Genomic DNA, 20,268 nt, shown 5'->3' on the forward strand with positions numbered 1-20,268 from the left:
GGAGCGGACGGGGGCGTCGACAAGCAGGTGCGGTCTAGTTCTGGCCCTCGACGGGGACCAGGGAGATCTTGCCGCGGTTGTCGATGTCGGCGATCTCGACCTGGATCTTATCGCCCACGTTGATCACGTCCTCGACCTTCTCGATGCGCTCGCCGCCACCCAGGTTGGAGATGTGGATCAGGCCGTCACGGCCCGGGGTCAGGGAGACGAAGGCGCCGAACGGCACGGTCTTGACCACGGTGCCCAGGAAGCGCTCACCGATCTTGGGCAGCTGCGGGTTCGCGATGGAGTTGATCTTGTCCATCGCGGCGTCGACGGCCGCACCGGTGGTGGCGGAGACGTGCACGGTGCCGTCATCCTCGATGGACACGTCCGCGCCGGTCTCCTCCGTGATGGAGTTGATGGTCTTGCCCTTCGGGCCGATGAGCTCACCGATCTTGGACACCGGGATCTTCAGGCTGGTGATCTTCGGCGCCAGGTCGGACATCTCGTCCGGGGCGTCGATGACCTCGGCCATGGTGTCCAGGATTGCCAGACGGGCGTCACGGGCCTGGGACAGGGCGTCGGCGAGCACCTTCGAGGGGATGCCGTCGAGCTTGGTGTCCAACTGCAGGGCGGTGATGAACTCGGCGGTGCCGGCCACCTTGAAGTCCATGTCACCGAAGGCGTCCTCCGCACCGAGGATGTCGGTGAGGGAGACATAGCGGGTCTCACCGTCGACCTCATCGGAGACCAGGCCCATGGCGATACCCGCGACCGGGGCCTTCAGCGGCACACCGGCGTTGTACAGGGCGAGGGTGGAGGCGCAGACGGAACCCATGGAGGTGGAACCGTTGGACCCCAGGGCCTCGGAGACCTGGCGGATGGCGTAGGGGAACTCCTCACGCGTCGGCAGCACCGGCTCGATGGCGCGCGCGGCGAGGGCGCCGTGGCCGATCTCGCGGCGCTTCGGGGAACCCACGCGGCCGGTCTCGCCGGTGGAGTACGGCGGGAAGTTGTAGTGGTGGATGTAGCGCTTGGAGGTCTCCGCGGACAGCGAGTCGATCTGCTGCTCCATCTTGAGCATGTCCAGGGTGGTCACACCGAGGATCTGGGTCTCGCCGCGTTCGAAGAGGGCGGAGCCGTGGGCGCGCGGGATGAGGTCCACCTCGACGCCGAGGTCGCGGATGTCGGAGGGGCCGCGGCCGTCGATACGGAAGCCCTCGGTGAGGATCTTGTTGCGCACGATCTGCTTCATCAGGGAGTTGAAGGCGGCGCGGATCTGCTTGGAGGCGTCCTCGGTGGCGAAGGTGTCCAGCAGGGACTCCTCGATCTCCACCATGTAGGCGTTGGCGGCGTCCTCGCGCTCGTGCTTGCCCTTGATGGTCATCAGCTTGGTCAGCTTCTGCTCCGCCTTCTTCTTCACCACGGAGAAGACCTCGTCGGAGTAGGCGGGGAACAGCGGGAACTCCTGGCGCTCCTTGGCGGCGCGCTCAGCGAGGCCGGCCTGGGCCTGGCACAGGAGGGCGATGAAGGGTTTCGCGGCCTCCAGGCCCTGGGCGACGACATCCTCGGTCGGGGTCGGGGCACCGCCCTCGATGAGCTGGAGGGCGTGATCGGCGGCGCCGGCCTCCACCATCATGATGGCGACATCGTCGGAGCTGCCCTTGCCCTGCCCGGGGAGGCGGCCGGAGACGACCATCTCGAAGACGCTCTTCTCACGCTGCTCGTGGGTCGGGAAGGCGATCCACTGGCCCTTCGGGTGCTTTTCGTCGGTGATCAGCGCCACGCGGACAGCGCCGACCGGACCGGAGACCGGCAGGCCGGAGAGCTGGGTGGCGGCGGAGGCGCCGTTGATGGCGACGACGTCGTAGTAATCCGCCGGGTTGTGCGAGAGCACGGTGATGATGACCTGGACCTCGTTGCGCAGACCCGACACGAAGGTGGGGCGCAGCGGGCGGTCGATCAGGCGGGCGGCCAGGATGGCCTCCGTGCCGGGACGTCCCTCACGGCGGAAGAAGGAACCGGGGATGCGGCCCGCGGCGTACATCCGCTCCTCGACGTCCACGGTCAGCGGGAAGAAGTCCAGGCCCTCGCGTGGCTGGTTGGATGCGGTGACTGTGGCCAGCAGCATGTTCTCATCATCCAGGTAGGTGGTGACGGAACCGCCGGCCTGGCGGGCCAGCTGGCCGGTCTCAAAACGGATCGTGCGGGTACCGAAGGCACCGTTGTCGATCTCTACGGCGGCCTCGGTCACCCCGAAGTCCTCGTCCACGTGAAAAGTCACGGGATTGCTCATGTATCTCCTTCAATGAGAGGTCGGTGATCGTCGATGCCACCGAAAATGTGTCGTCCTTGATACAACGAAGGTCTATTCTAGCAGGCATGCTCATGCTGGCCATATGGTGCTTGCCGACGCTCGTGGACCTCACCGCCCGCCGGGGTGCGCCGGCGGCTTTCCGCCGTAACGGCCTCATCGCGGCGGGCTGGTGGTGGATCGGCTGGGGTGTGGTCGCAGGCCTCCTCGGATTCCTCGCCGGCCATGTCGCGGCGATGAATATCCCGGCCTCCGCGTTGGGTTCCGCCGGCCTGGGCGGCCTGCTCGGGGTGGCGGCCGCCGCGGCGGGTGAGGAGATCTTCTTCCGCGGTTTCCTCCAGGGCTGGCTCGATTCCCGCTGGGGTGTGCGGGCGGCGGTGTGGGGCCAGGCCGTGGCCTTCCTTCTCCCCCACCTGCTGCTGGTCCTGGTGGAACCGGCCCTGTGGGTGCTGCTGCCCGTGCAGTTCCTCATCGGCCTGGCCCTCGGCATGCTGCGGTGGCGTTCCGGTTCCGTGTGGCCGGCGGTGGTCGCCCATGTGCTGACCAACGTGACCGCGGGACTGCTCTACCAGTGAGCCGGGGACGGCAAAACCCGCCCGGCCGTGTCGGCGGGGCGGGTTCTGGGGAAGATCAGCGACTAGCGACGCAGGCCCAGGCGGGCGATCAGGTCACGGTAGCGGCCGATGTTCTCGCCGGCCAGGTACTTCAGCAGGCCACGGCGACGACCGACGAGCAGCAGCAGGCCACGACGGGAGTGGTGGTCGTGCTTGTGGAACTTCAGGTGCTCGGTCAGGGTGTTGATGCGGTTGGTCAGCATCGCGACCTGAGCCTCCGGGGAACCGGTGTCGGTCTCGTGGAGACCGTACTCGGCGAGGATCGTCTTCTTCTGCTCAGAAGTCAGAGCCATGGGATTTCTCTTTTCCTTGTTTCAGTCCACATGAAGGATCACCGGCCATCCGGTGGGCGCAACTGCTGTGGACCGCAGTCGCATGAAGCCTCGGGGAATCTTACCGGTTGGGGGTCTGGGGGCCAAATTCCTCACGTCCGAAACGAACCAAGACCATTCGCCGCCAGCGTGCTGTCAGGTCAGCGCGGACCTGACAGCACGCTGGCATATTTATCATCCGGGGTTCATCGTAAACACCGCCTGGCTGGTGTGCCCGGTCATGGCCTTCAACCTCACCCAAGCGGCCGGGACCATCACCGGTACTGCGTTGGCCGATGGCATCGCGACAATAATCCGGCGCATGGTCATCACGGTTGCCGCCCGCCTAGCACGCAGCGCCCGGTGGTTGATTCTGCACCTGCTTGAACAACGGCAGTCGAAAACCCAGTGGACCCGACTGTTCGATCACAGCCGCCCACCATCGACAACCGCCCCCGTCCGACCACCCGAGTCGAACTCCTTCGGCGCGAGACAAACAAGAACACGTGGAATGACCAGGAGAATATGCGATCCGGAGATCACCTCTGCCTCAAATTTCTGGGCACACCTGCTTTGGAACACAACTCACCACCGCAAGTCGATCGGTGGATCGAGGCTAAGCGTTCGAGCAGGGATACGATGATGTGTCGGTCCGCGCTTCACTTGCCCTGTACTGCAGCTTTGCAGCAGAACCGAAAAGCAGGGCGACAGTTCTCTCCGGTCCGGAACCGAATGGCAGTATCATCATTGAGCAAAGATTAGAGAGGACGATTGCGGTGGATGAAGGTAAGACGCCCCGTCAAGGCATCCAGTCTGTGGAGACGGGTATGCAGATCCTTAACGCGATGGCGAATGCTGGACGCCCGCTCTCCCTCTCCGAAGTCAGCAAACTGGCGGAGATGCCACCCAGCAAGGCCCATCGCTACCTGGTGAGCTTCGGCCGCGTGGGTATGACGCAGCAGGATGCCGGCACAAGTTTCTACGACCTGGGCCCGGCCATGAGACGGATCGGCGCGGAGGCCCTGCGCCGGACAAACGAAGTCCAGAGCGCCTCCAACCATGCGATGGAGCTTCGGGACCGAACCGGCCATTCAGTGAACGTCTTTGTGTGGGGCGATGCTGGCCCCACGCTGGTCAACTGGGCATATGGTGCGCACACCATCAGCATCACGGTGCGCATCGGTGCCAGCCTGCCGCTTCTGGGTTCCAGTGCCGGACTGATCTACCTGAGCACCTTGCCGGAGAGCATGGTGAAGAAGCTTCTCGACGCCGAGATCGCCGCCGATCCGCTGGCCAGGCAACGGTGGGAGCACTTCCCGGAGACCCGGGAAGAGATTCTCCGGAAGGGATATGCGATGGTCTCCGACAGCGTCCTGCCGGGAGTGTCCTCAATGTCTGCTGCGGCTTTCGCCGCTGCCGACCCCATTCCCCTGGTCCTTTCCCTGGTGGCCCCCAAGTCCCTGGTTCAGAAGGACAATCAAGAGAAGCTGGCAGAAGTGTTGACGGAAACAACCCGCCGTCTCTCTCAGGAACTGGGAGGAAACGGCGGGCACATGCTGCCACCAGGCAGTGGCGAAGGCCTGACGTGATCTAGCTGGATCGGCCGACCATGCGGGGTACCAGCGCCGCGGCCGTGGCACCGACCAGTGCCGGGATGGCGAAGGCGTAGAAATTCCACTCGTCGGACAGCGGGGATGTCAGCACCCAGGCACCAAGGGACGGGCCGACAATCGCGCCGACTCGACCGATGGCCAAAGCCCAGGACAGGCCGTTTCCGCGCAGAGCCGGGGCATATCGGGTGGCGATCAGGGCATTGCCGAGGATCTGCGAGCCGATGAAGCCGAAACCACTGACGAAAACCAGGATGTAGAAGATCCAGACGGGCGGCTGCAGGCTCATCAGGAGCAGGCTGATCGCGCCAACCAGGAAGGCGCAGATCACAATGGCCTTGGTGCCGATAACCTCAGCGATTCGCCCACCGAGGATGACACCGGTTGCGACGCCTGCCCACATGGCCACGGTCTGAATCAGTGCGGAACCCAGGCTGTATCCGATGGCCTGGAGCATGGTGGGCAGCCAGGCGCTGATGCCGAACACCAGGAGGAGACCACAGAAAGACAGTGCCCAGAACAACAGGGTGGACGTGCGGACTCCGGGGGCAAAGAGCGCACCGAGTCCCAGGAAGCGGCCTGGCCTGTCCGACGGGTTGGCCTTCGTCGAAGGCAGGTTGTACTTCGCCTCAATGAGTGCAGCGAGCTCCTCATTGCCCTTCCGGCGCAAGAAGACAGGGCTGTCAGGCAGACGTCGGTACATGAAGGCGACGAGGACGACAGGTGCGATACCGATGATGTAGAGCCACCGGTAGGACTGGCCCATCAGAAGGGCGGCCAGGAGAGGTGCGCACATGGCACCGATCGCGTAACCGCTCATGGCCAGGCCGACGTTGCGGGCGACCTTCCTTGGCTCACTGATATCTGAGACATAGGCGTTAACCATGGGGAGCACGATTCCCAGACCAACACCCACCACCAGTCGACCGATGCCGAACACGGCTGCGGTGGGGGCCAGCGCGTTGGCAACCATGCCGAGGGAGAAGATGGCGATACCGAAAGCAATCAGCCGAAGATGGCCGAATCGGTGGACCATGGCCCCGGCAAAACCCGCCCCGAAGAGCATGCCGATGCCCACGACCGAACCCATGATGCCGACCTGGGCAAGATCAACGTTCAGGCCAGGGTCCTGGAGGATCGCGGGTACGGAAGCGCCATAAACAGCCAGGTCATAGCCCTCCATGGCGGAAATAACCCAGGCAATAAAGAGAACTAGGCCCTGGCTAGCGATAGTGCGATTTCCCCGTGGGGATTGTCCTGAGGGAGTGCCTGGCTTGGCGGGCACTTTCTGCTCCTGGTGCGTGGTGGTCATGGGGATCCCTTCCCTACTGCCGGATTCCGAAAGAGTGAACTGATTGCACACTAGTGCACGCTAGCCCAAAAAGTAATCCATGTCACGTAAAACTTTTGAAGTGACGCGCACCCCCTCCGGCCGAGAAGGGGAAATCACCCCTCTCCAGCATTTTCACCAAAGCGTATTGCGTTCCTCATAAGTGAATGCTAGCTTCATGAATGTGATCCAGATCAACCAGCCCAATTCCTGTGAGGTGGAACATGACTAATTCGGTAAATCTCGACTCCAGCCACATCCGTAGTGACGTCGCCATCGTCGGCTACGGCCCGACCGGCATGGTGCTGGCCGCACTCTTGGGACAGAAGGGCATTAGCGTGACCGTCCTCGAGCGGTACGAATCCCTCTACTCCAAGCCTCGCGCTGCAGCATTCGATGACGAAACGATGCGCACCTTCCAGCAGCTCGGCGTTGCCGAGAAAGTCCTGGCCGGCACCAATGTCCAGAACGGTTACGTGTGGGTCAACGGAAAAGGGCAGGTCCTGACCGACTTCGAGTACGACAACCCCGGCCCGAATGGCTGGCCTGCGCAGTACATGATGTACCAGCCGCACCTGGAGGAAGTGCTCGACGGGGCAGTGCGCAGCATCCCGAACGTTCAGGTATTCCCGGGAGCGGCAGTAACCGAGATCGAGGACCTCGGGGAGGGTGTTTCCCTCACAGCGCTTACCACCAAGGACCAGCAGATCACGGTGGAGGCCGACTTTGTCGTGGGCGCGGATGGCGGTAACAGCTTTGTCCGCCAGGCACTCGGTATTGAACTTGACTCGTACGATTTCTCCGAGAACTGGCTGGTGTGCGACTTCAAACTGCACCATGACGTGCCCGGACTTCCGACCTTCCAGCAGGTCTGCAACCCGGACGAGCCCATCGCGATCGTGAACATCGGTCCCGGGCACCATCGCTTCTCCTTCCGACTGGAGCGTGATGCCGACCGGGAGGCCATCGTCGATCCGGACAAGGTCTGGGCCCGTGTCAGCGAATACCTCACGCCAGACGATGCGGAACTCATCCGGGTGGCCAACTACACCTTCCAGTCAGCCATTGCCGAGCAGTGGCGACGCGGTCGTATTCTGCTCGCCGGCGATGCGGCACACCAGATGCCTCCCTTCCTTGCCCAGGGGATGGTCTCCGGTATCCGGGATGCCCGCAACCTGGCCTGGAAGATCGAGGCAGTGTTGGGCGGGGCGTCGGAGAATCTTCTCGATACCTTCCAGGAAGAGCGAGAGCCCCATGTCCGTTTCATCACCGAGAAGGCGATTGAACTGGGCAAGGTCCAGACCATGCGTGACAAGGTCCAGGCAGAAGAACGCGACCGCACCATGATGGCCGCCCACGCCGCCCGCCAACGTCCCGACAAGTTCCGCTACCCGCCGATCTCTGGATCCATGATTGCCGGCAATGGCGGGCTCTTCCCCCAGGGATTTGTCTCCAGCAGCAGTCGTTCCGCCATGTTCGATGACATCGCCGGCACCTCCTGGCAGGTCATCGTCAGCCAGCCGAGCATCCTCAGACAACTGCCTGACACTGTGCGTGAACGCTTCTCGGCCATGGGTGGCAGTGAGATTTCTTTCGGCATCACCTCCATGCTGGAAGTCGCACCACTCTCTGACACCGGCGGTGTGTACACCTCCTGGTTCGCGAACGAGGAATGCCTGGCCGTTGTCGTTCGCCCAGACCGCCACATCTACGGAACAGCCCGGTCCGCAGATGAACTCACCCTGCTGCTGGAAAACCTCACCACCAGCGACGCACACTCCAAAACCCTCACCTACCAGTAGGAGCTCAACATGCAGAACAAAATCGGTCTCGAAGAGCACTTTGCCATCCCGGACACCCTCATGGACTCCGCCGGATTCGTCCCGGAACATCGCTGGGGAGAGCTCAAGCGCAGGCTCCTGGATGTCGACCAGGGCCGCATCGACGAAATGGATCAGAATGGCCTGGAAACCATGATCCTGTCGCTCAATGCCCCGGCAGTGCAGGCCATCCCGAACCGTGAGGAAGCCATCAGTATCTCGCGTAAGGCCAATGACTTCCTGGCCGAACGAGTGGCCGCCTTCCCTGACCGTTTCAAAGGCTTCGCCGCACTCCCCCTGCAGGACCCGCAGGCCGCTGCCGAAGAACTGCACCGCTGCGTCAACGAGCTGGGCTTCGTCGGCGCCCTGGTCAACGGCTTCTCCCAGGATGAGCAGACAGGCGACGGCAACGTCCCGCTCTACTACGACCTCCCCCAGTACCGGGACTTCTGGGCAGAAGTGGAAAAACTCGATGTTCCCTTCTACCTCCACCCCCGCAACCCGCTCCCCCAGGACGCACGAATCTACGATGGCCACCCGTGGCTGCTTGGCCCGACCTGGGGATTTGCCCAGGAAACCGCTGTCCACTCGCTCCGACTGATGGCCTCCGGCCTCTTCGACCAGTTCCCGGACCTGCAGATCGTTCTCGGCCATCTGGGCGAAGGAATCCCCGCCATGCTCTGGCGGATGGACAACCGCAACGCCTGGGTGGAGGCAGAACCCAACTACCCCGCCGAGAAGAGCTTCCACCACTACTTCACCAACAACTTCCACATCACCACCTCCGGCAACTTCCGCACCCAGACCTTGCAGGATGCGCTGCTGGAAATCGGTTCCGACCGAATCCTGTTCTCCACCGACTGGCCCTTCGAAAACGTCAATCACGCAGCGAACTGGTTTGATTCAGCTGCCATCTCCGAGGCTGACCGTCAGAAAATCGGCCGCGATAATGCAGCAAAGCTCTTCAAGTTGGAAGCTGGCTTAACTCCGGCTCTGCTCAGCAACTAAAAAATGCCTCGCCGCCCCAGCACACCACCGTATGGGGCGGCTTTGGCATCCCGGTAACCAGCACCAACCACAAAGGAACTGCTATGTCACTGGATTTCACCCATGTCACCCTCGGCCAGCGCGTCCTGTTCGGCGCGGGCAAGGCCGCTGAACACGTCGCCGCAGAGGTTGCCCGCCTCGGTACCAAGAAGGTGATGGTCATCGCCGACGAACGCGAACTCGAGCTGGCGCACGAAGTCGCCAATCTCATCGACGTGGCCACCTGGCACACCGAAGTGGTCATGCACGTGCCCATCGAGGTCGCGCAGCGCGCCCGACGGGTAGCCTCCGATAACGCCATTGACCTCATGGTCTCCGTCGGGGGCGGTTCGACCACCGGTCTGGCGAAGGCGATAGCCCTGACCAGCGGTATTCCTATCATCGCGGTGCCCACCACCTACGCTGGTTCCGAAGCCACCAACGTGTGGGGTCTGACGGAAAACGAACGCAAAACCACCGGCACCGATGATAAGGTCCTGCCCCTCACGGTCATCTACGATTCCGAGCTCACCCTGTCCCTGCCGGTGGCGATGTCGGTGGCCTCCGGTCTCAACGGGCTGGCCCACTGTGTGGACTCGCTGTGGGGCCCGAAGGCGGACCCGATCAATGCCGCGCTGGCCGCCGAGGGGATCCACGCGCTCAATCAGGGGTTACCGATGATCGTCGAAGACCCCAGCAGCATCGAGGGTCGCGATCTGGCTCTCTACGGTGCCTATCTCTCCGCGGTGTCCTTCTCGTCTGCTGGTTCCGGGATCCACCACAAGCTCTGCCACATCCTCGGCGGGACCTTCAACCTGCCGCACGCCCAGACCCATGCCGCAGTCTTACCGTATGTCCTGGCCTTCAACGCACCTCACGCCCCAGAGGCGGAGACCCGGATGGCCGCCGCCTTCGGGGCGGACACCGCGCTGGCGGGTCTGCAGCGACTGCGCACCCTGCTCGACGCCCCGCGTGCGCTGGCCGACTACGGTTTCACCGCCGAAGGTATCCCGACGGTGGTGGAACAGGCCCTGGCCATCATCCCGGATAACAACCCATGTGAAGTCACCGCAGACAACCTCACCGAGCTGCTGACCGCCGCACTCAACGGCGAGGACCCTGCGTCCATCGGTCAACACATTCCTGCCGCAACTGCAGCTCACGTATAGAAGGAGAAGATCCCATGACCACTGAAACTAATGCTGTTTCTGATGCTCAGACCCAGGTGGAACAGGACCTCGTCGACCGCGTGGTCGCGTCCTTCGACAACACCGATAACCCGCGTCTCAAGCAGGTCATGCAGTCGCTGACCGTGCACCTGCACGACTTCATCCGTGACGTGCGCCTGACGGAGGAGGAGTGGAACCAGGCGATCGATTTTCTCACCCGGGTCGGTCACATCACCGACGACAAGCGCCAGGAGTTCGTCCTGCTGTCGGACACCCTGGGGGCGTCGATGCAGACCATCGCCGTGAACAACGAGGCCTACGAGGATGCCACCGAAGCCACCGTCTTCGGCCCGTTCTTCGTCGACGATGCCCCGGAGATCCCGATTGGCGGGGACATCACCCACGGGGCATCGGGCCAGCCGGCCTGGGTCGAGGGCACGGTCACCGACACTGACGGTAACCCTGTCGCTGGCGCGCGCATCGAAGTGTGGGAATGCGACGAGGACGGCCTCTACGACGTGCAGTACACCGATGACCGGATGGCGGCACGTGCCCACCTGTACACCAACGAGCAGGGTGAGTACCGCTTCTGGGGTCTGACGCCGGTGCCTTATCCCATTCCGCATGATGGTCCGGTGGGCCAGATGCTCGAGGCTGTGGGTCGATCCCCGGTGCGTGCCGCGCACCTGCATTTCATGGTCACAGCAGAGGATCTGCGCACCCTGGTCACCCACATCTTCGTCGAGGGTGATCCGCAGCTGGCGATCGGGGATTCGGTGTTCGGGGTCAAGGATTCGTTGATCAAGACCTTCGAGCAGCAGGCAGCGGGCACCCCGACCCCGGACGGGCGTGACCTGGCAGATCAGGCCTGGGCGAAAACCCGCTTCGACATCGTCCTCGCACCGGCCGAGAAGTAGCCCTCCCAGGCCCGCGATGCCCCGAGGCGCCCCTCAGCGGCGAGCCATCGGAGCTGCTGCCGGCTCAGTAGCCCGGGTCTTTTCCGCCAGCGACGTCAGCCGCTGCATGAACTCCGCCAGGAAACGCTCGACGTCGACGGCGACCGCGACGTGGGCGGTCTTGACGGGATCATTGAGCCGGTCGTGGTCACCGATGGTCCGGCCGCGGGTTTCCCCCGCCAGGTCGACCTTGAGGTTGATGTCCAGGCAGGTGACCAGGCTGGGATCCACTGCGACGGCGACGGCCAGGGGGTCGTGCAGTCCGCAGCCGCCCAGATTCGGGGCGGTCGTCTCGTAGGCCCGGATGTAGTAGTCGGCGGCGTCGGCGAGGAAGTCCCCACCCGCGGTGCCCAGCTCGCGCCACACGGCGGTCTCCTCCGTCGTGAGCAGGGTCTGCAGGGTCACGTCCAGGCCGATCATGGTGACGTCCTGTGCCCGGCGGAAGAGCAGGTCGGTGGCCTCGGGATCCTGGTTGACGTTGGCCTCGGCCCAGGGGCGGACGTTACCCGGCACCGCCAGGGCACCACCCATCATGACGATCCGGGCATGCTCCGCGAAGTGGTCATCGGCTTCGATGGCCGCGGCAATCGTCGTCGACGGGCCGGTGGGCACAATGACCAGGTCCTCCCCGTGTTCACGCACCGCGGCAACCAGGAACTCCACTGCGTCACCCTCCTCAGCCTGGACCACCGGTTCCGGGAGCACGGTCTCACCGATGCCGTTGATCCCGTGGATGAACTCGGAGATCTCCAGCACCTCGAAGGAATCGCGCCTCCGTGCGTGCGGGAGGCCGGCGTAGACGGGGATGTCGCTGCGGCCGAAGAGTTCGAGGATGGCCAGGGTATTGCGCACCCCGGTCTCCACCAGCACGTTGCCGTAGGTGCCGGTGATGCCGATGACCTCGAGCTCGGGCGAGCCGAGCGCGTAGGCCAGGGCGAGAGCGTCGTCGATACCGGTGTCGAGGTCGAGGATCACTTTCGTGGTCACGGAAAAACTACTCCTGCTCGTTGATTCCGAGGATCTCGCGGACCTTCTCCACGTCCGCGGTGATGGCCGCGGTGAGTTCGTCGACGGAGTTGAACTTCACCATGTCACGCACGTGTCCGACAAAGGAGACGTCCGCGGTGTGCCCGTAGAGGTCGGCCTCCCGGCCGATGAGGTAGGACTCCACGCTGCGCGGCTCGTTCCCGAAGGTGGGGTTGGTGCCCACGGAGATCGCCGCCGGGTAGGGCACGTCGCGTTCCATGTTGCCGTCGATGGGGCGGTCATCGCGGATGGTGAACCAGCCGGCGTAGACCCCGTCGGCGGGCAGCGCCATGGACTCGGGGAAATACTGGTTGGCGGTGGGGAAACCCAGCTCGCGTCCACCCCGGCCGGCACCGTGCACGATGGGTCCGGTGACGATGAAATCCCGGCCCAGGGCCCACGCCGCACTCTCGACGTCGCTGTCGCCGAGGTACTCCCGGATATTCGAGGAACAGATACGGGTCTCCTCGTCGTAGAGCAGGTCGACGATGTTGATGTCGATGTCGTACTTCTCCCCCAGCTCCAGCATCGTGTCGGAGGTGCCTGCGGCGTCGCGGCCGAAGGTGAAGTTCTCCCCCACCACCACAGCCTTTGCCCTGAGCTTGTCGCGCAACAGGTGGGTGAAGTACTCCTCCGGCGACAGGCCCGCCAGGTCACGCCGGAAATCCACCACGAGCACGCCGTTGACGCCGAGCTCCATGGCGTGGCGCAGTCGCTGCTCCACCGGCACCAGCAGCACCGGGCTGCGGTCCGGGGCGAAGATCGCCAACGGGTGCGGGTCGAAGGTGACCAGCACACAGGGCAGCCCCTTGTCCCGGGAGACCCGGACCGCCTCATCGATGAGCGCCTGGTGCCCCCGGTGGACGCCGTCAAAGACCCCGATGGTGACCACCGATGCCTCCAGGTCCGCGGGGATGTCCTCAACTCCGTGCCAAACAATCACCGCTACAGACTACGGCATAGACTGCCGATATGACTGATCCCCTGGCCGGTTCCGGACTCGTAGTCGTTGACAAGCCCGCAGGCATGACCTCCCATGATGTCGTCTCCCGCCTGCGGCGCTTCTTCTCCACCCGGCGGGTCGGCCACGCCGGCACCCTCGACCCGATGGCCACCGGCGTGCTGGTCGTCGGCATCGAACGCGGCACGAAATTCCTCGCACACATGGTCGCGGCCACAAAGGCCTACGACGCCACCATCCGCCTGGGGGCCGCCACCACCACCGACGACGCGGAAGGTGAAATGACGGGCGGGGCGAGTGCGGTGTCGATAAGCGAGGAACAGGTGCTCACCGCCATCGCCGAACTGACCGGGGAGATCATGCAGCGGCCCTCCTCGGTCAGCGCCATCAAGATCGACGGCCGCCGCGCCCATGAACTCGTGCGCGCCGGGGAGGAGGTCGAGATCCCCGCCCGCCCCGTCACTGTCACGCGTTTCGACGCCCTCGCCTTCCGCCGCGAAGGCGACTTCCTCGACGTGGATGTCAGCGTGGACTGTTCCTCGGGCACCTACATCCGATCGCTGGGCCGCGATCTGGGCGAGGCGCTCGGGGTCGGCGGGCACCTCACCGCCCTGCGGCGTACCGCCGTCGGCCCCTTCGTGCTTGACGACGCCCACCCCCTCGACGCCCTCGAGCACTCCCCGCAGCTCTCGCTCACCCTCGATGAGGCCCTGACCCGCAACTACCCCGTCCTGCCGGTTACCGATGAAGAGGCCGACGCCCTGGCCATGGGCAAATGGCTCGAACCCCGCGGACTGGACGGCGTGCATGCCGCCGTCGCACCGGACGGGCGGGCCATCGCCCTGATCCGGGAGAAGGGCAAACGCCTGGCCACGGTCTTCGTCGCCCGCCCCTCCACCCTCTAGGCCGCCTGACGGGCCAGCCCCGCGCGCACCATCCCCGACAACCGCCCCTCCACCAGATCCGCGTAGGTGGCGTGCACGAGCATGAATCCCGCGTTCTGCAGGAGACGTTCCCGCTCCCGGTCCCGCTTCATCTGCATCACCGGATCCACCCCGGTGCTCTGCCCGTCATATTTGATCTCCCCGTGCAGCTCGACGGCCAGGTGACCATTGAGCAGCAGATCCAGCCGGTACCTCCCCTCCAGCACCGGGACCTGCACCTGGAGCGTCTCCAGCCCGGGCAGGTCAGCCGCGAGGATCTGCGCGCGGCCCCAGGACTCCAGTGGACTCTCTGAACGTGGATCCGCCAGCGCCAGGGCCCGACGCGCCGTGCTGATCCCCCGCACCGGCCCCAGCAGCTCCACCATGTTCTCGGCGCGGCTGCGGCTCATGTACTGCATCGCCAGCACCGCATCGAAGGCGACGATGCCGGCCACCACCCCGTGATATCTGGCGATGTCCACCGCCGTGCGCATGATCGTGCTCACCCGCAGTCCCTTGACCGTGGTGATCTCCTCCTGTCCGAGGGACGCTGCCCGGTAGACCACCTGCTCCGGCCACTCCTGCCGGGGCCGCCGGGAGTTCCGCCCGGGCAGATTCAGCTCCACGAATTCATCCCTGCCGGGCACCGGAATCCCGTGTACCCGTGCTGCCGACCTGCCCACCAGCACCGCCTTATGCGTGCACAGTCCCACCGCCTGCACCCGCGCCTCATCCTGCTGCCAACCGGCCAGCCCCTCCCACCGCTGCTTCTCCACGACCATCTCCGGGCACAGCCGCACATACTCCCCTGCCGCCAACCGCCGCCGCAGCTCCCGGTCCAGTGTGTCGACCGCCGGCAGGTGGATCACGGGGCACTCAGCTGCCCAGTCACGCATGGGGACGATGAATTTCCGTAGCTTCATACCCGCAGTATGGGGCCCGGAACGGGGTGGCCGGTAGGTGGCGGGGCCTGTGGCTGTGGACAACCATCGGCTGGTGGGGGTCTGTCCACAGGAGGGTGGGTGCTATCGGGTTAGGTCTTGACAGGTAGCTCCCCTCCGGTAGGTCACGACACGTATCTCGCGGGATACCGCCCCGGCCGGGGACCGCCCACCTGGGAGATACATGTCCGGACCTAACGGACGAGAGCTACATAAAGACACCGCCATCACGTCGCCGCACATCACGTCACCGCCGTCGCCGCGATGACGTAACCGTCGCGGACCATCCACCGGCCCGCGATGAAGGGCACCGGGGTGGGCCGGGTCAGCAGGTAGGAGATGAACGTGCCGTCGGAACGGATGTCGATCTCGGCGTCCTCGAAACCCAGCCAGCGGTAGGTCATGGGGAACCACGCCTTGTAGGTGGCCTCCTTGGCGCAGAAGAGCAGCCGGTCGGCGCAGTCGATGCCCTCGGAGCGCAGGCGTTCCAGCTGGGGCATCTCCCCCGGCCGGGCGATGGAGCCGATGACCTCCGGGGGCAGGGGTTCGGCGGGTTCGGCGTCCAGGCCCATGGAACGCACGTGTGTCTTCGGCGCGACGACGGCCGCCCGGAAGCCTTCGGTGTGGGTCATGGAGCCGGTGATGTCCTGGGGCCACAGCGGCATGCCGCGTTCCCCGCGGAGGATGGGTTCGTTGTCCCACTGGCCGAGGTCGCGCAGGGCCTGGTGGGCGCACCAGCGGGCGTCGCCGAACTCGGCCTTGCGGATGTCCACCGAGTGGGAGACCAGGGCCTGTTCCAGGGGGTGCAGGCCGAGGTAGTTCTGCAGGTCGGGGTTCCTGCGGTCGGTGATGACGTAGCAGAAGCGGGCGGATTCGGGGAACAGGTTCGAATCAAGCATCACCGTCACCGTGCCCGATGGTCATGACCGGGTGGGGCCAGGGGTGGAGGTGGCCGTGGCGTTCCCATTCGCGTGGGTAACCGAGGGAGACCTCGATGTGCGGCACACCGGCGACAACTGTTTCGCCGGGCATGTGGAGGTGACCGTAGATGACGGCCTTCGCGTTGTAGCGTTCGGCCCAGGTGCGGGTATGGCGGGTGCCGCACCACAGGGCGATCTCGGGGTGGCGCATGGCCAGGGTGGGTTCCTGCACGAGCGGCCAGTGGTTGATCAGGACGGTGGGGCCGTCGATACGCGAGAGCCGTTTGATGGAGTAGGCCAGCCGGTCCCAGCACCAGGCCCGGACGTCGACGAAAGGGGCGATGGCGAATTCGTCGGTCATCATGATCTGCCGGTCGTGGGCCGCCTGCACCGCCTCCTCCACCGTCAGGCCGGGGCCGCGGAAGGAGTAGTCGTAGAGGGTGAACAGCGGCACGATGGTCACGCCGTGGAACTCCGGGTAGGGGTCCTCGGGGGTGAGCACGCCGATGGCGCGGCAGCCTTCGACAAGCTCGGTGTATTTGTCGCGGCCCTGGTAGCGGTCCGTGGAGCGGGAGAACAGCTCATGGTTGCCGGGCACCCAGATCACCTTGGCGAAGCGTGCCCGCAGCTGCCCCAGGATGCGCAGCACCAGGTCAGTCCGTTCGGCGACGTCACCGGCGACGATCAACCAGTCCGAGGGATCGGTGGGCTGGATCTCGTCAATGCGGCCGGCGTTGGCCTTGACGGCCCCGTGCAGGTCGCTGACGGCCCACAGTGTCGTGGTCATGCGTGGCGCACCTCCTTATATCCTTACGTATCTACCACAGCCCAGGCCATGGACCGGAAACGCCAGACCACGGCCACGAGCCGGATGATGATGAATGCGAGCAGTCCGAGCCAGATGCCGGTCAGTCCGCCATCGACGGCGAAGGAGATCCACACGCCGGGCAGGAAGCCGCACACGACGGAGGCGATGGTGATCGTGCGCAGGAAGGCGGCGTCACCGGCGCCGAGAAGCACACCGTCGAGGGCGAAGACGGCTCCGCCGAGGATGATCATGATGATCATCAGCCACCAGGGCCCGGCGATGGTGTCCAGCACTGAGGTGTCCGTGGTGAACAGCCGCGGGATCACCCCGGCGCCGAGGGCGAAGACCGCACCGAGTGCCCCGGCGAAGATCAGCGAGTACACCGTCACCCGTTGCCCCACCTGCTTCGCGACGCCCACCGTCCCCCGCCCGAGCGCCGCCCCCGTCAGTGCCTGCGCGGCGATGGCCAGAGAATCAAGCACGAGGGTGATGAAGTTCCACAGCTGGAGCATGATCTGGTGCGCGGCCAGCGAGGAGGTGCCGAAACGCGCCGCCACCGCCGCCGCCGAGACGAAGGCGACCTGGAAGGACATGGAACGCAGGATCAGGTCCCGGCCCATGACCAGCTGGCGGCGCATGATGGACCAGTGCGGCCGCCACCCGCCGCGGTGTTCCCGGGCCAGCGCGATGAGGAAACATGCCGCGGTGATGGCCACCCCGATGACGTTGGCCACTGCGGAACCGGGCAGGCCGAACTGCCCCACCAGCACGGGGATGAGCACCGCGCCGGGGATGACACCGGCGAGGGTGAACCACAGGGGGCGGCGGGTGTCCTGTACACCGCGCAGCCAACCGTTTCCGGCCATGACCACCAGGGTCAGGGGGATGGCGAAAGCGGCGATGTGCAGCCACTGCGCGGATGCCGCCGCAGTGGCGGCGTCCCCGGAGAGCGCCAGCGCGATGGGTTCCGCGAAGACCCAGATCAGGCCGGCGATGACCAGTCCGACACCCAGGCCGACCCAGGTGGCCTGCACACCCTCCGCCACGGCCTCCTCCCGCCGCCCGGAGCCGTAGAGCCGGGAGGCACGCGCGGTGGTGCCGTAGGAGAGGAAGGTCAGCTGGGTGGTCACCGTCGACTGCACGGTGGTGCCCACGGCGAGGGCGGCGAGCTCGAAGGCGCCGAGACGGCCGATGACGGCGGTGTCGAGAAGCAGGTAGAGCGGGGTGGCGGACAGGACTCCGAGCGCGGGCAGGGCCAGCGCGAAGATCTGCCTGGCGGAGACCGTCACGACGCGCGCAGCTCCTCCAGCAGCTCCGCGAGGACCTCATCGGCGGTGCCGCGGGCGGTGTAACCGGCGGCCGGGATGTGCCCGCCCCCGCCGAGCGTGACCGCGACCTCCGAGACATCCATCTCGTTGGAGCGCAGCGAGACATGCCAGATGCCCGGCAGTGACTCCTTGAACAACGCCCCCAGGTCGGTGCCCTCGAGGGAACGCAGGAAATCGACGAGGCTCTCCACCGCCGGCAGGGAACCGTCCTGGATGAGCTCCTGGTCGGCGATGATCACCGCCGCCCGGTGGGTGCCGGCCTCCTCGATCCGCACGCCCGACAGGGCGCGGCCCATCATGCGCAGATCCGTCACGGAACCGGAGTCGAAGAGGTCCGTGGCGATGGTGCGCACATCCAGGCCGGTCTCCATGAGCCGGGCGGCGAAGCTGTGCATCTGCGGGCGCCCCCACCGGAAACTGCCCGTGTCGGTGAGCAGGCCCGCGTAGAGCGCGTGCGCGATGGGCTGGTCCAACCGGACCCCCAGACGTTCGAAGAGGTCGCCCAGGATCGTGGTGGTGGACTCGGCGTCGCGGTCAATGAGGTTCACCCGGCCGAAACCGGGGTTGGAGGAGTGGTGGTCGATGACCACGGTGTCCTGTGCGCGTGCCGCGATCTCCGTCGCGAGCGCACCCACCCGGTCCAGCGAACCGCAGTCCACGGTGATGATCAGGTCCACCTCCGGCAGCCGGTGGGCGAGCCTGACCTCCTCCGCGCCGGGGATGGTGAGCAGATTCGCGGCGAAGGGCTGCGGCTGCCCGATCAGCCCCACCGCCTGCTTGCCCAGCTGGCGCAGAGCCTGGACGGTGGCGGACACGGAGCCGATGGCATCCGCGTCGGGGCGCACGTGGCCGACGACGGCGACACAGCGCGCAGTCTCTACGGCGGCCACCGTCTCGGCATAGGAGGGTTCGGGCACTACTGACCGTCCTCCGTCTTGTAGGGGTTGGGGTCGCCCGCCGGCCTGGCGTTCTTCTTCAGCTCCGCCAGCTCGGCGTCGCGGGCCCGGGCCCGCTCCAGCAGTGCCTCCATGTGGGCGGAGGCCTCCGGGACGGTGTCCACCTCGAAGGAGAGGGTCGGGGTGAAGCGGACCCCCAGCTGGTCACCGACGATCTTGCGGAGCTGGCCGCGGGCACGGTGGAGGGCCTCCGCGGCGGCCTCGTGGTCCGGTTCCTCGTCGATGGTCTGGCCGCGGACGGTGTAGAACACGGTCGCATCGTGCAGGTCGCCGGTGACGCGGGTGTCGGTTACGGTGACCAGCTCCAGGCGACGGTCCTTGACCTCGCGTTCAATCGCAGAGGCCACGATGGTCTGGATGCGTTTTGCCATGCGGGCGGCACGGGCGTTGTCGGCCATGTCGGGCGTCTCCTCGGTAGTCGTTGTCGGAACCTCCGGAGATTCTACCCCGCGCCCCCACCGCGTTTCGACGTCACCCGTCAACCGGTGCGCAGGGCGGGCAGCGGCCAGGCCCGCCGCGGCATGTGCTCCTGCTCGAAGGGGTAACCGAGGGAGACGTCGAAATGGGGTACCCCGTCGACACGGATCTCCTCCGGCATGTGCAGATGCCCGTGGACGGCACCGATGGCCCGGTACCGCGTGGTGAAGTCCCGGGTGGCGGTCGTCCCGCACCACAGGGCCATCGGCTGTTTCGCCATCCGCAGGGTCGGCTCCACGACCAGGGGCCAGTGGTTGACCAGCAGCGTGGGGCCGTCGATCTCCGCCAGCCGCCGGTGGGAGTAGTTGACCCGTTCCGCGCACCAGGCGGGGATGTCCACGTAGGGGGCGATGAGCAGCTCATCGTCGAGGGTGGCCCGGGCGTCGCGGGCGGCGGCGAGGGCCTCCTCCGCGCTCATGCCGGCCGGGCGGAAAGAGTAGTCGTAGAGCGTGAACAGCGGAACGACCGTCACGCCGCCGAAGACGGGGTAGTCATCCTCGGGCGTGTCGACGCCCACCTCACGCAGCAGCTCCACCAGGCGCAGGTAGCGTTCCCGGCCCTTGAAACGGTCGGTGCTGCGGGCGAAGAGTTCATGGTTGCCGGGCGTCCAGATGACGCGGGCAAAACGCCGCCGGAGACGGGCGAGGGTGTCGACGACGATGTCGATACGCTCAGCCACGTCTCCGGCGACGATGAGCCAGTCCCCCGGATCCACCGCCTGCAGGCGCTCGACGCGCCCGCGGTTGGCGGACCAGGTGACGTGCAGGTCCGAAACGGACCACAGTGTGCGCGCCAT

The 20,268-nt window shown here is 65.6% G+C and carries 19 protein-coding genes; 7 read left to right on the forward strand and 12 right to left on the reverse strand.

The window, feature by feature from the left end:
• Window positions 1-34 precede the first annotated feature (34 nt).
• Complete coding sequence (locus NYP18_RS05970; protein ID WP_259427255.1) at window positions 35-2,278, reverse strand: polyribonucleotide nucleotidyltransferase; 2,244 nt, start codon at window positions 2,276-2,278, stop codon at window positions 35-37.
• A gap of 86 nt (window positions 2,279-2,364) precedes the next feature.
• Between NYP18_RS05970 and NYP18_RS05975 the strand changes: the two genes are divergently transcribed.
• Entirely contained in the window at window positions 2,365-2,871 is a 507-nt protein-coding gene (locus tag NYP18_RS05975; RefSeq protein WP_259427256.1) for a CPBP family intramembrane glutamic endopeptidase, read from the forward strand.
• A gap of 62 nt (window positions 2,872-2,933) precedes the next feature.
• On the opposite strand, the gene rpsO is transcribed toward NYP18_RS05975, so the two are convergent.
• Entirely contained in the window at window positions 2,934-3,203 is a 270-nt protein-coding gene (gene rpsO / locus NYP18_RS05980) for a 30S ribosomal protein S15 (RefSeq protein ID WP_126121530.1), read from the reverse strand.
• A gap of 833 nt (window positions 3,204-4,036) precedes the next feature.
• Here rpsO and NYP18_RS05985 point away from each other — a divergent pair.
• Entirely contained in the window at window positions 4,037-4,810 is a 774-nt protein-coding gene (locus NYP18_RS05985) for an IclR family transcriptional regulator (protein ID WP_259427442.1), read from the forward strand.
• A gap of 1 nt (window position 4,811) precedes the next feature.
• On the opposite strand, the gene NYP18_RS05990 is transcribed toward NYP18_RS05985, so the two are convergent.
• Window positions 4,812-6,143 carry an MFS transporter gene (locus NYP18_RS05990; protein ID WP_259427257.1) on the reverse strand — a complete coding sequence of 444 codons (1,332 nt, stop codon included), beginning with the start codon at window positions 6,141-6,143 and terminating at the stop codon, window positions 4,812-4,814.
• A gap of 242 nt (window positions 6,144-6,385) precedes the next feature.
• Here NYP18_RS05990 and mhpA point away from each other — a divergent pair, with 242 nt between their 5' ends.
• From mhpA to NYP18_RS06010, 4 genes are all read left to right on the forward strand, one after another.
• Window positions 6,386-7,963, forward strand: coding sequence for a bifunctional 3-(3-hydroxy-phenyl)propionate/3-hydroxycinnamic acid hydroxylase MhpA (gene mhpA / locus NYP18_RS05995; protein WP_259427258.1), 1,578 nt, complete (start codon window positions 6,386-6,388; stop codon window positions 7,961-7,963).
• Between the two features lie 9 nt (window positions 7,964-7,972).
• Window positions 7,973-8,989, forward strand: coding sequence for an amidohydrolase family protein (locus tag NYP18_RS06000; protein WP_259427259.1), 1,017 nt, complete (start codon window positions 7,973-7,975; stop codon window positions 8,987-8,989).
• 83 nt (window positions 8,990-9,072) lie between these two features.
• A complete protein-coding gene (locus NYP18_RS06005; RefSeq protein WP_259427260.1) occupies window positions 9,073-10,176 on the forward strand; it encodes a maleylacetate reductase in 1,104 nt (367 codons plus the stop codon).
• Window positions 10,177-10,190: 14 nt separating this feature from the next.
• The gene (locus NYP18_RS06010) at window positions 10,191-11,093 is read left to right on the forward strand and encodes a dioxygenase family protein (protein WP_259427261.1); all 903 of its coding nucleotides are present in this window, start codon (window positions 10,191-10,193) and stop codon (window positions 11,091-11,093) included.
• Between the two features lie 33 nt (window positions 11,094-11,126).
• Here NYP18_RS06010 and NYP18_RS06015 read toward each other — a convergent pair whose 3' ends face one another.
• Window positions 11,127-12,119, reverse strand: coding sequence for a nucleoside hydrolase (locus NYP18_RS06015; RefSeq protein WP_259427262.1), 993 nt, complete (start codon window positions 12,117-12,119; stop codon window positions 11,127-11,129).
• Between the two features lie 7 nt (window positions 12,120-12,126).
• On the reverse strand, window positions 12,127-13,101 hold the full coding sequence (locus tag NYP18_RS06020; protein WP_259427263.1) for a bifunctional riboflavin kinase/FAD synthetase: 975 nt from the start codon (window positions 13,099-13,101) through the stop codon (window positions 12,127-12,129).
• A 29-nt stretch (window positions 13,102-13,130) separates the two neighbouring features.
• Between NYP18_RS06020 and truB the strand changes: the two genes are divergently transcribed.
• Window positions 13,131-14,024 carry a tRNA pseudouridine(55) synthase TruB gene (gene truB / locus NYP18_RS06025; RefSeq protein WP_259427264.1) on the forward strand — a complete coding sequence of 298 codons (894 nt, stop codon included), beginning with the start codon at window positions 13,131-13,133 and terminating at the stop codon, window positions 14,022-14,024.
• Here the strand turns inward: truB and NYP18_RS06030 are convergent.
• The 7 genes from NYP18_RS06030 to NYP18_RS06060 form a co-directional block, all read right to left on the reverse strand.
• Window positions 14,021-14,965 carry a type IV toxin-antitoxin system AbiEi family antitoxin gene (locus NYP18_RS06030; protein WP_259427265.1) on the reverse strand — a complete coding sequence of 315 codons (945 nt, stop codon included), beginning with the start codon at window positions 14,963-14,965 and terminating at the stop codon, window positions 14,021-14,023. The two genes, truB and NYP18_RS06030, sit on opposite strands and share 4 nt — an antisense overlap.
• A gap of 260 nt (window positions 14,966-15,225) precedes the next feature.
• Window positions 15,226-15,882 carry a 4'-phosphopantetheinyl transferase family protein gene (locus NYP18_RS06035; protein ID WP_259427266.1) on the reverse strand — a complete coding sequence of 219 codons (657 nt, stop codon included), beginning with the start codon at window positions 15,880-15,882 and terminating at the stop codon, window positions 15,226-15,228.
• Window positions 15,875-16,690 (reverse strand): metallophosphoesterase family protein, encoded by an 816-nt coding sequence (locus NYP18_RS06040; protein WP_259427267.1) that lies wholly within the window; start codon window positions 16,688-16,690, stop codon window positions 15,875-15,877. The genes NYP18_RS06035 and NYP18_RS06040 overlap by 8 nt, the downstream gene beginning before the upstream one ends.
• 23 nt (window positions 16,691-16,713) lie before the next feature.
• Window positions 16,714-18,000, reverse strand: a complete 1,287-nt coding sequence (locus NYP18_RS06045) for an MATE family efflux transporter (RefSeq protein ID WP_259427268.1) — start codon at window positions 17,998-18,000, stop codon at window positions 16,714-16,716.
• Entirely contained in the window at window positions 17,997-18,956 is a 960-nt protein-coding gene (locus tag NYP18_RS06050; protein ID WP_259427269.1) for a DHH family phosphoesterase, read from the reverse strand. Before NYP18_RS06050 ends, NYP18_RS06045 begins: the two co-directional genes overlap by 4 nt.
• Window positions 18,956-19,393 (reverse strand): 30S ribosome-binding factor RbfA, encoded by a 438-nt coding sequence (gene rbfA / locus NYP18_RS06055; protein ID WP_259427270.1) that lies wholly within the window; start codon window positions 19,391-19,393, stop codon window positions 18,956-18,958. Before rbfA ends, NYP18_RS06050 begins: the two co-directional genes overlap by 1 nt.
• A gap of 80 nt (window positions 19,394-19,473) precedes the next feature.
• Window positions 19,474-20,268 carry a metallophosphoesterase family protein gene (locus tag NYP18_RS06060; RefSeq protein ID WP_259427271.1) on the reverse strand — a complete coding sequence of 265 codons (795 nt, stop codon included), beginning with the start codon at window positions 20,266-20,268 and terminating at the stop codon, window positions 19,474-19,476.

Origin of the sequence: Corynebacterium lemuris (assembly GCF_024919295.1) — a bacterium.
Taxonomy (GTDB): domain Bacteria; phylum Actinomycetota; class Actinomycetes; order Mycobacteriales; family Mycobacteriaceae; genus Corynebacterium; species Corynebacterium lemuris.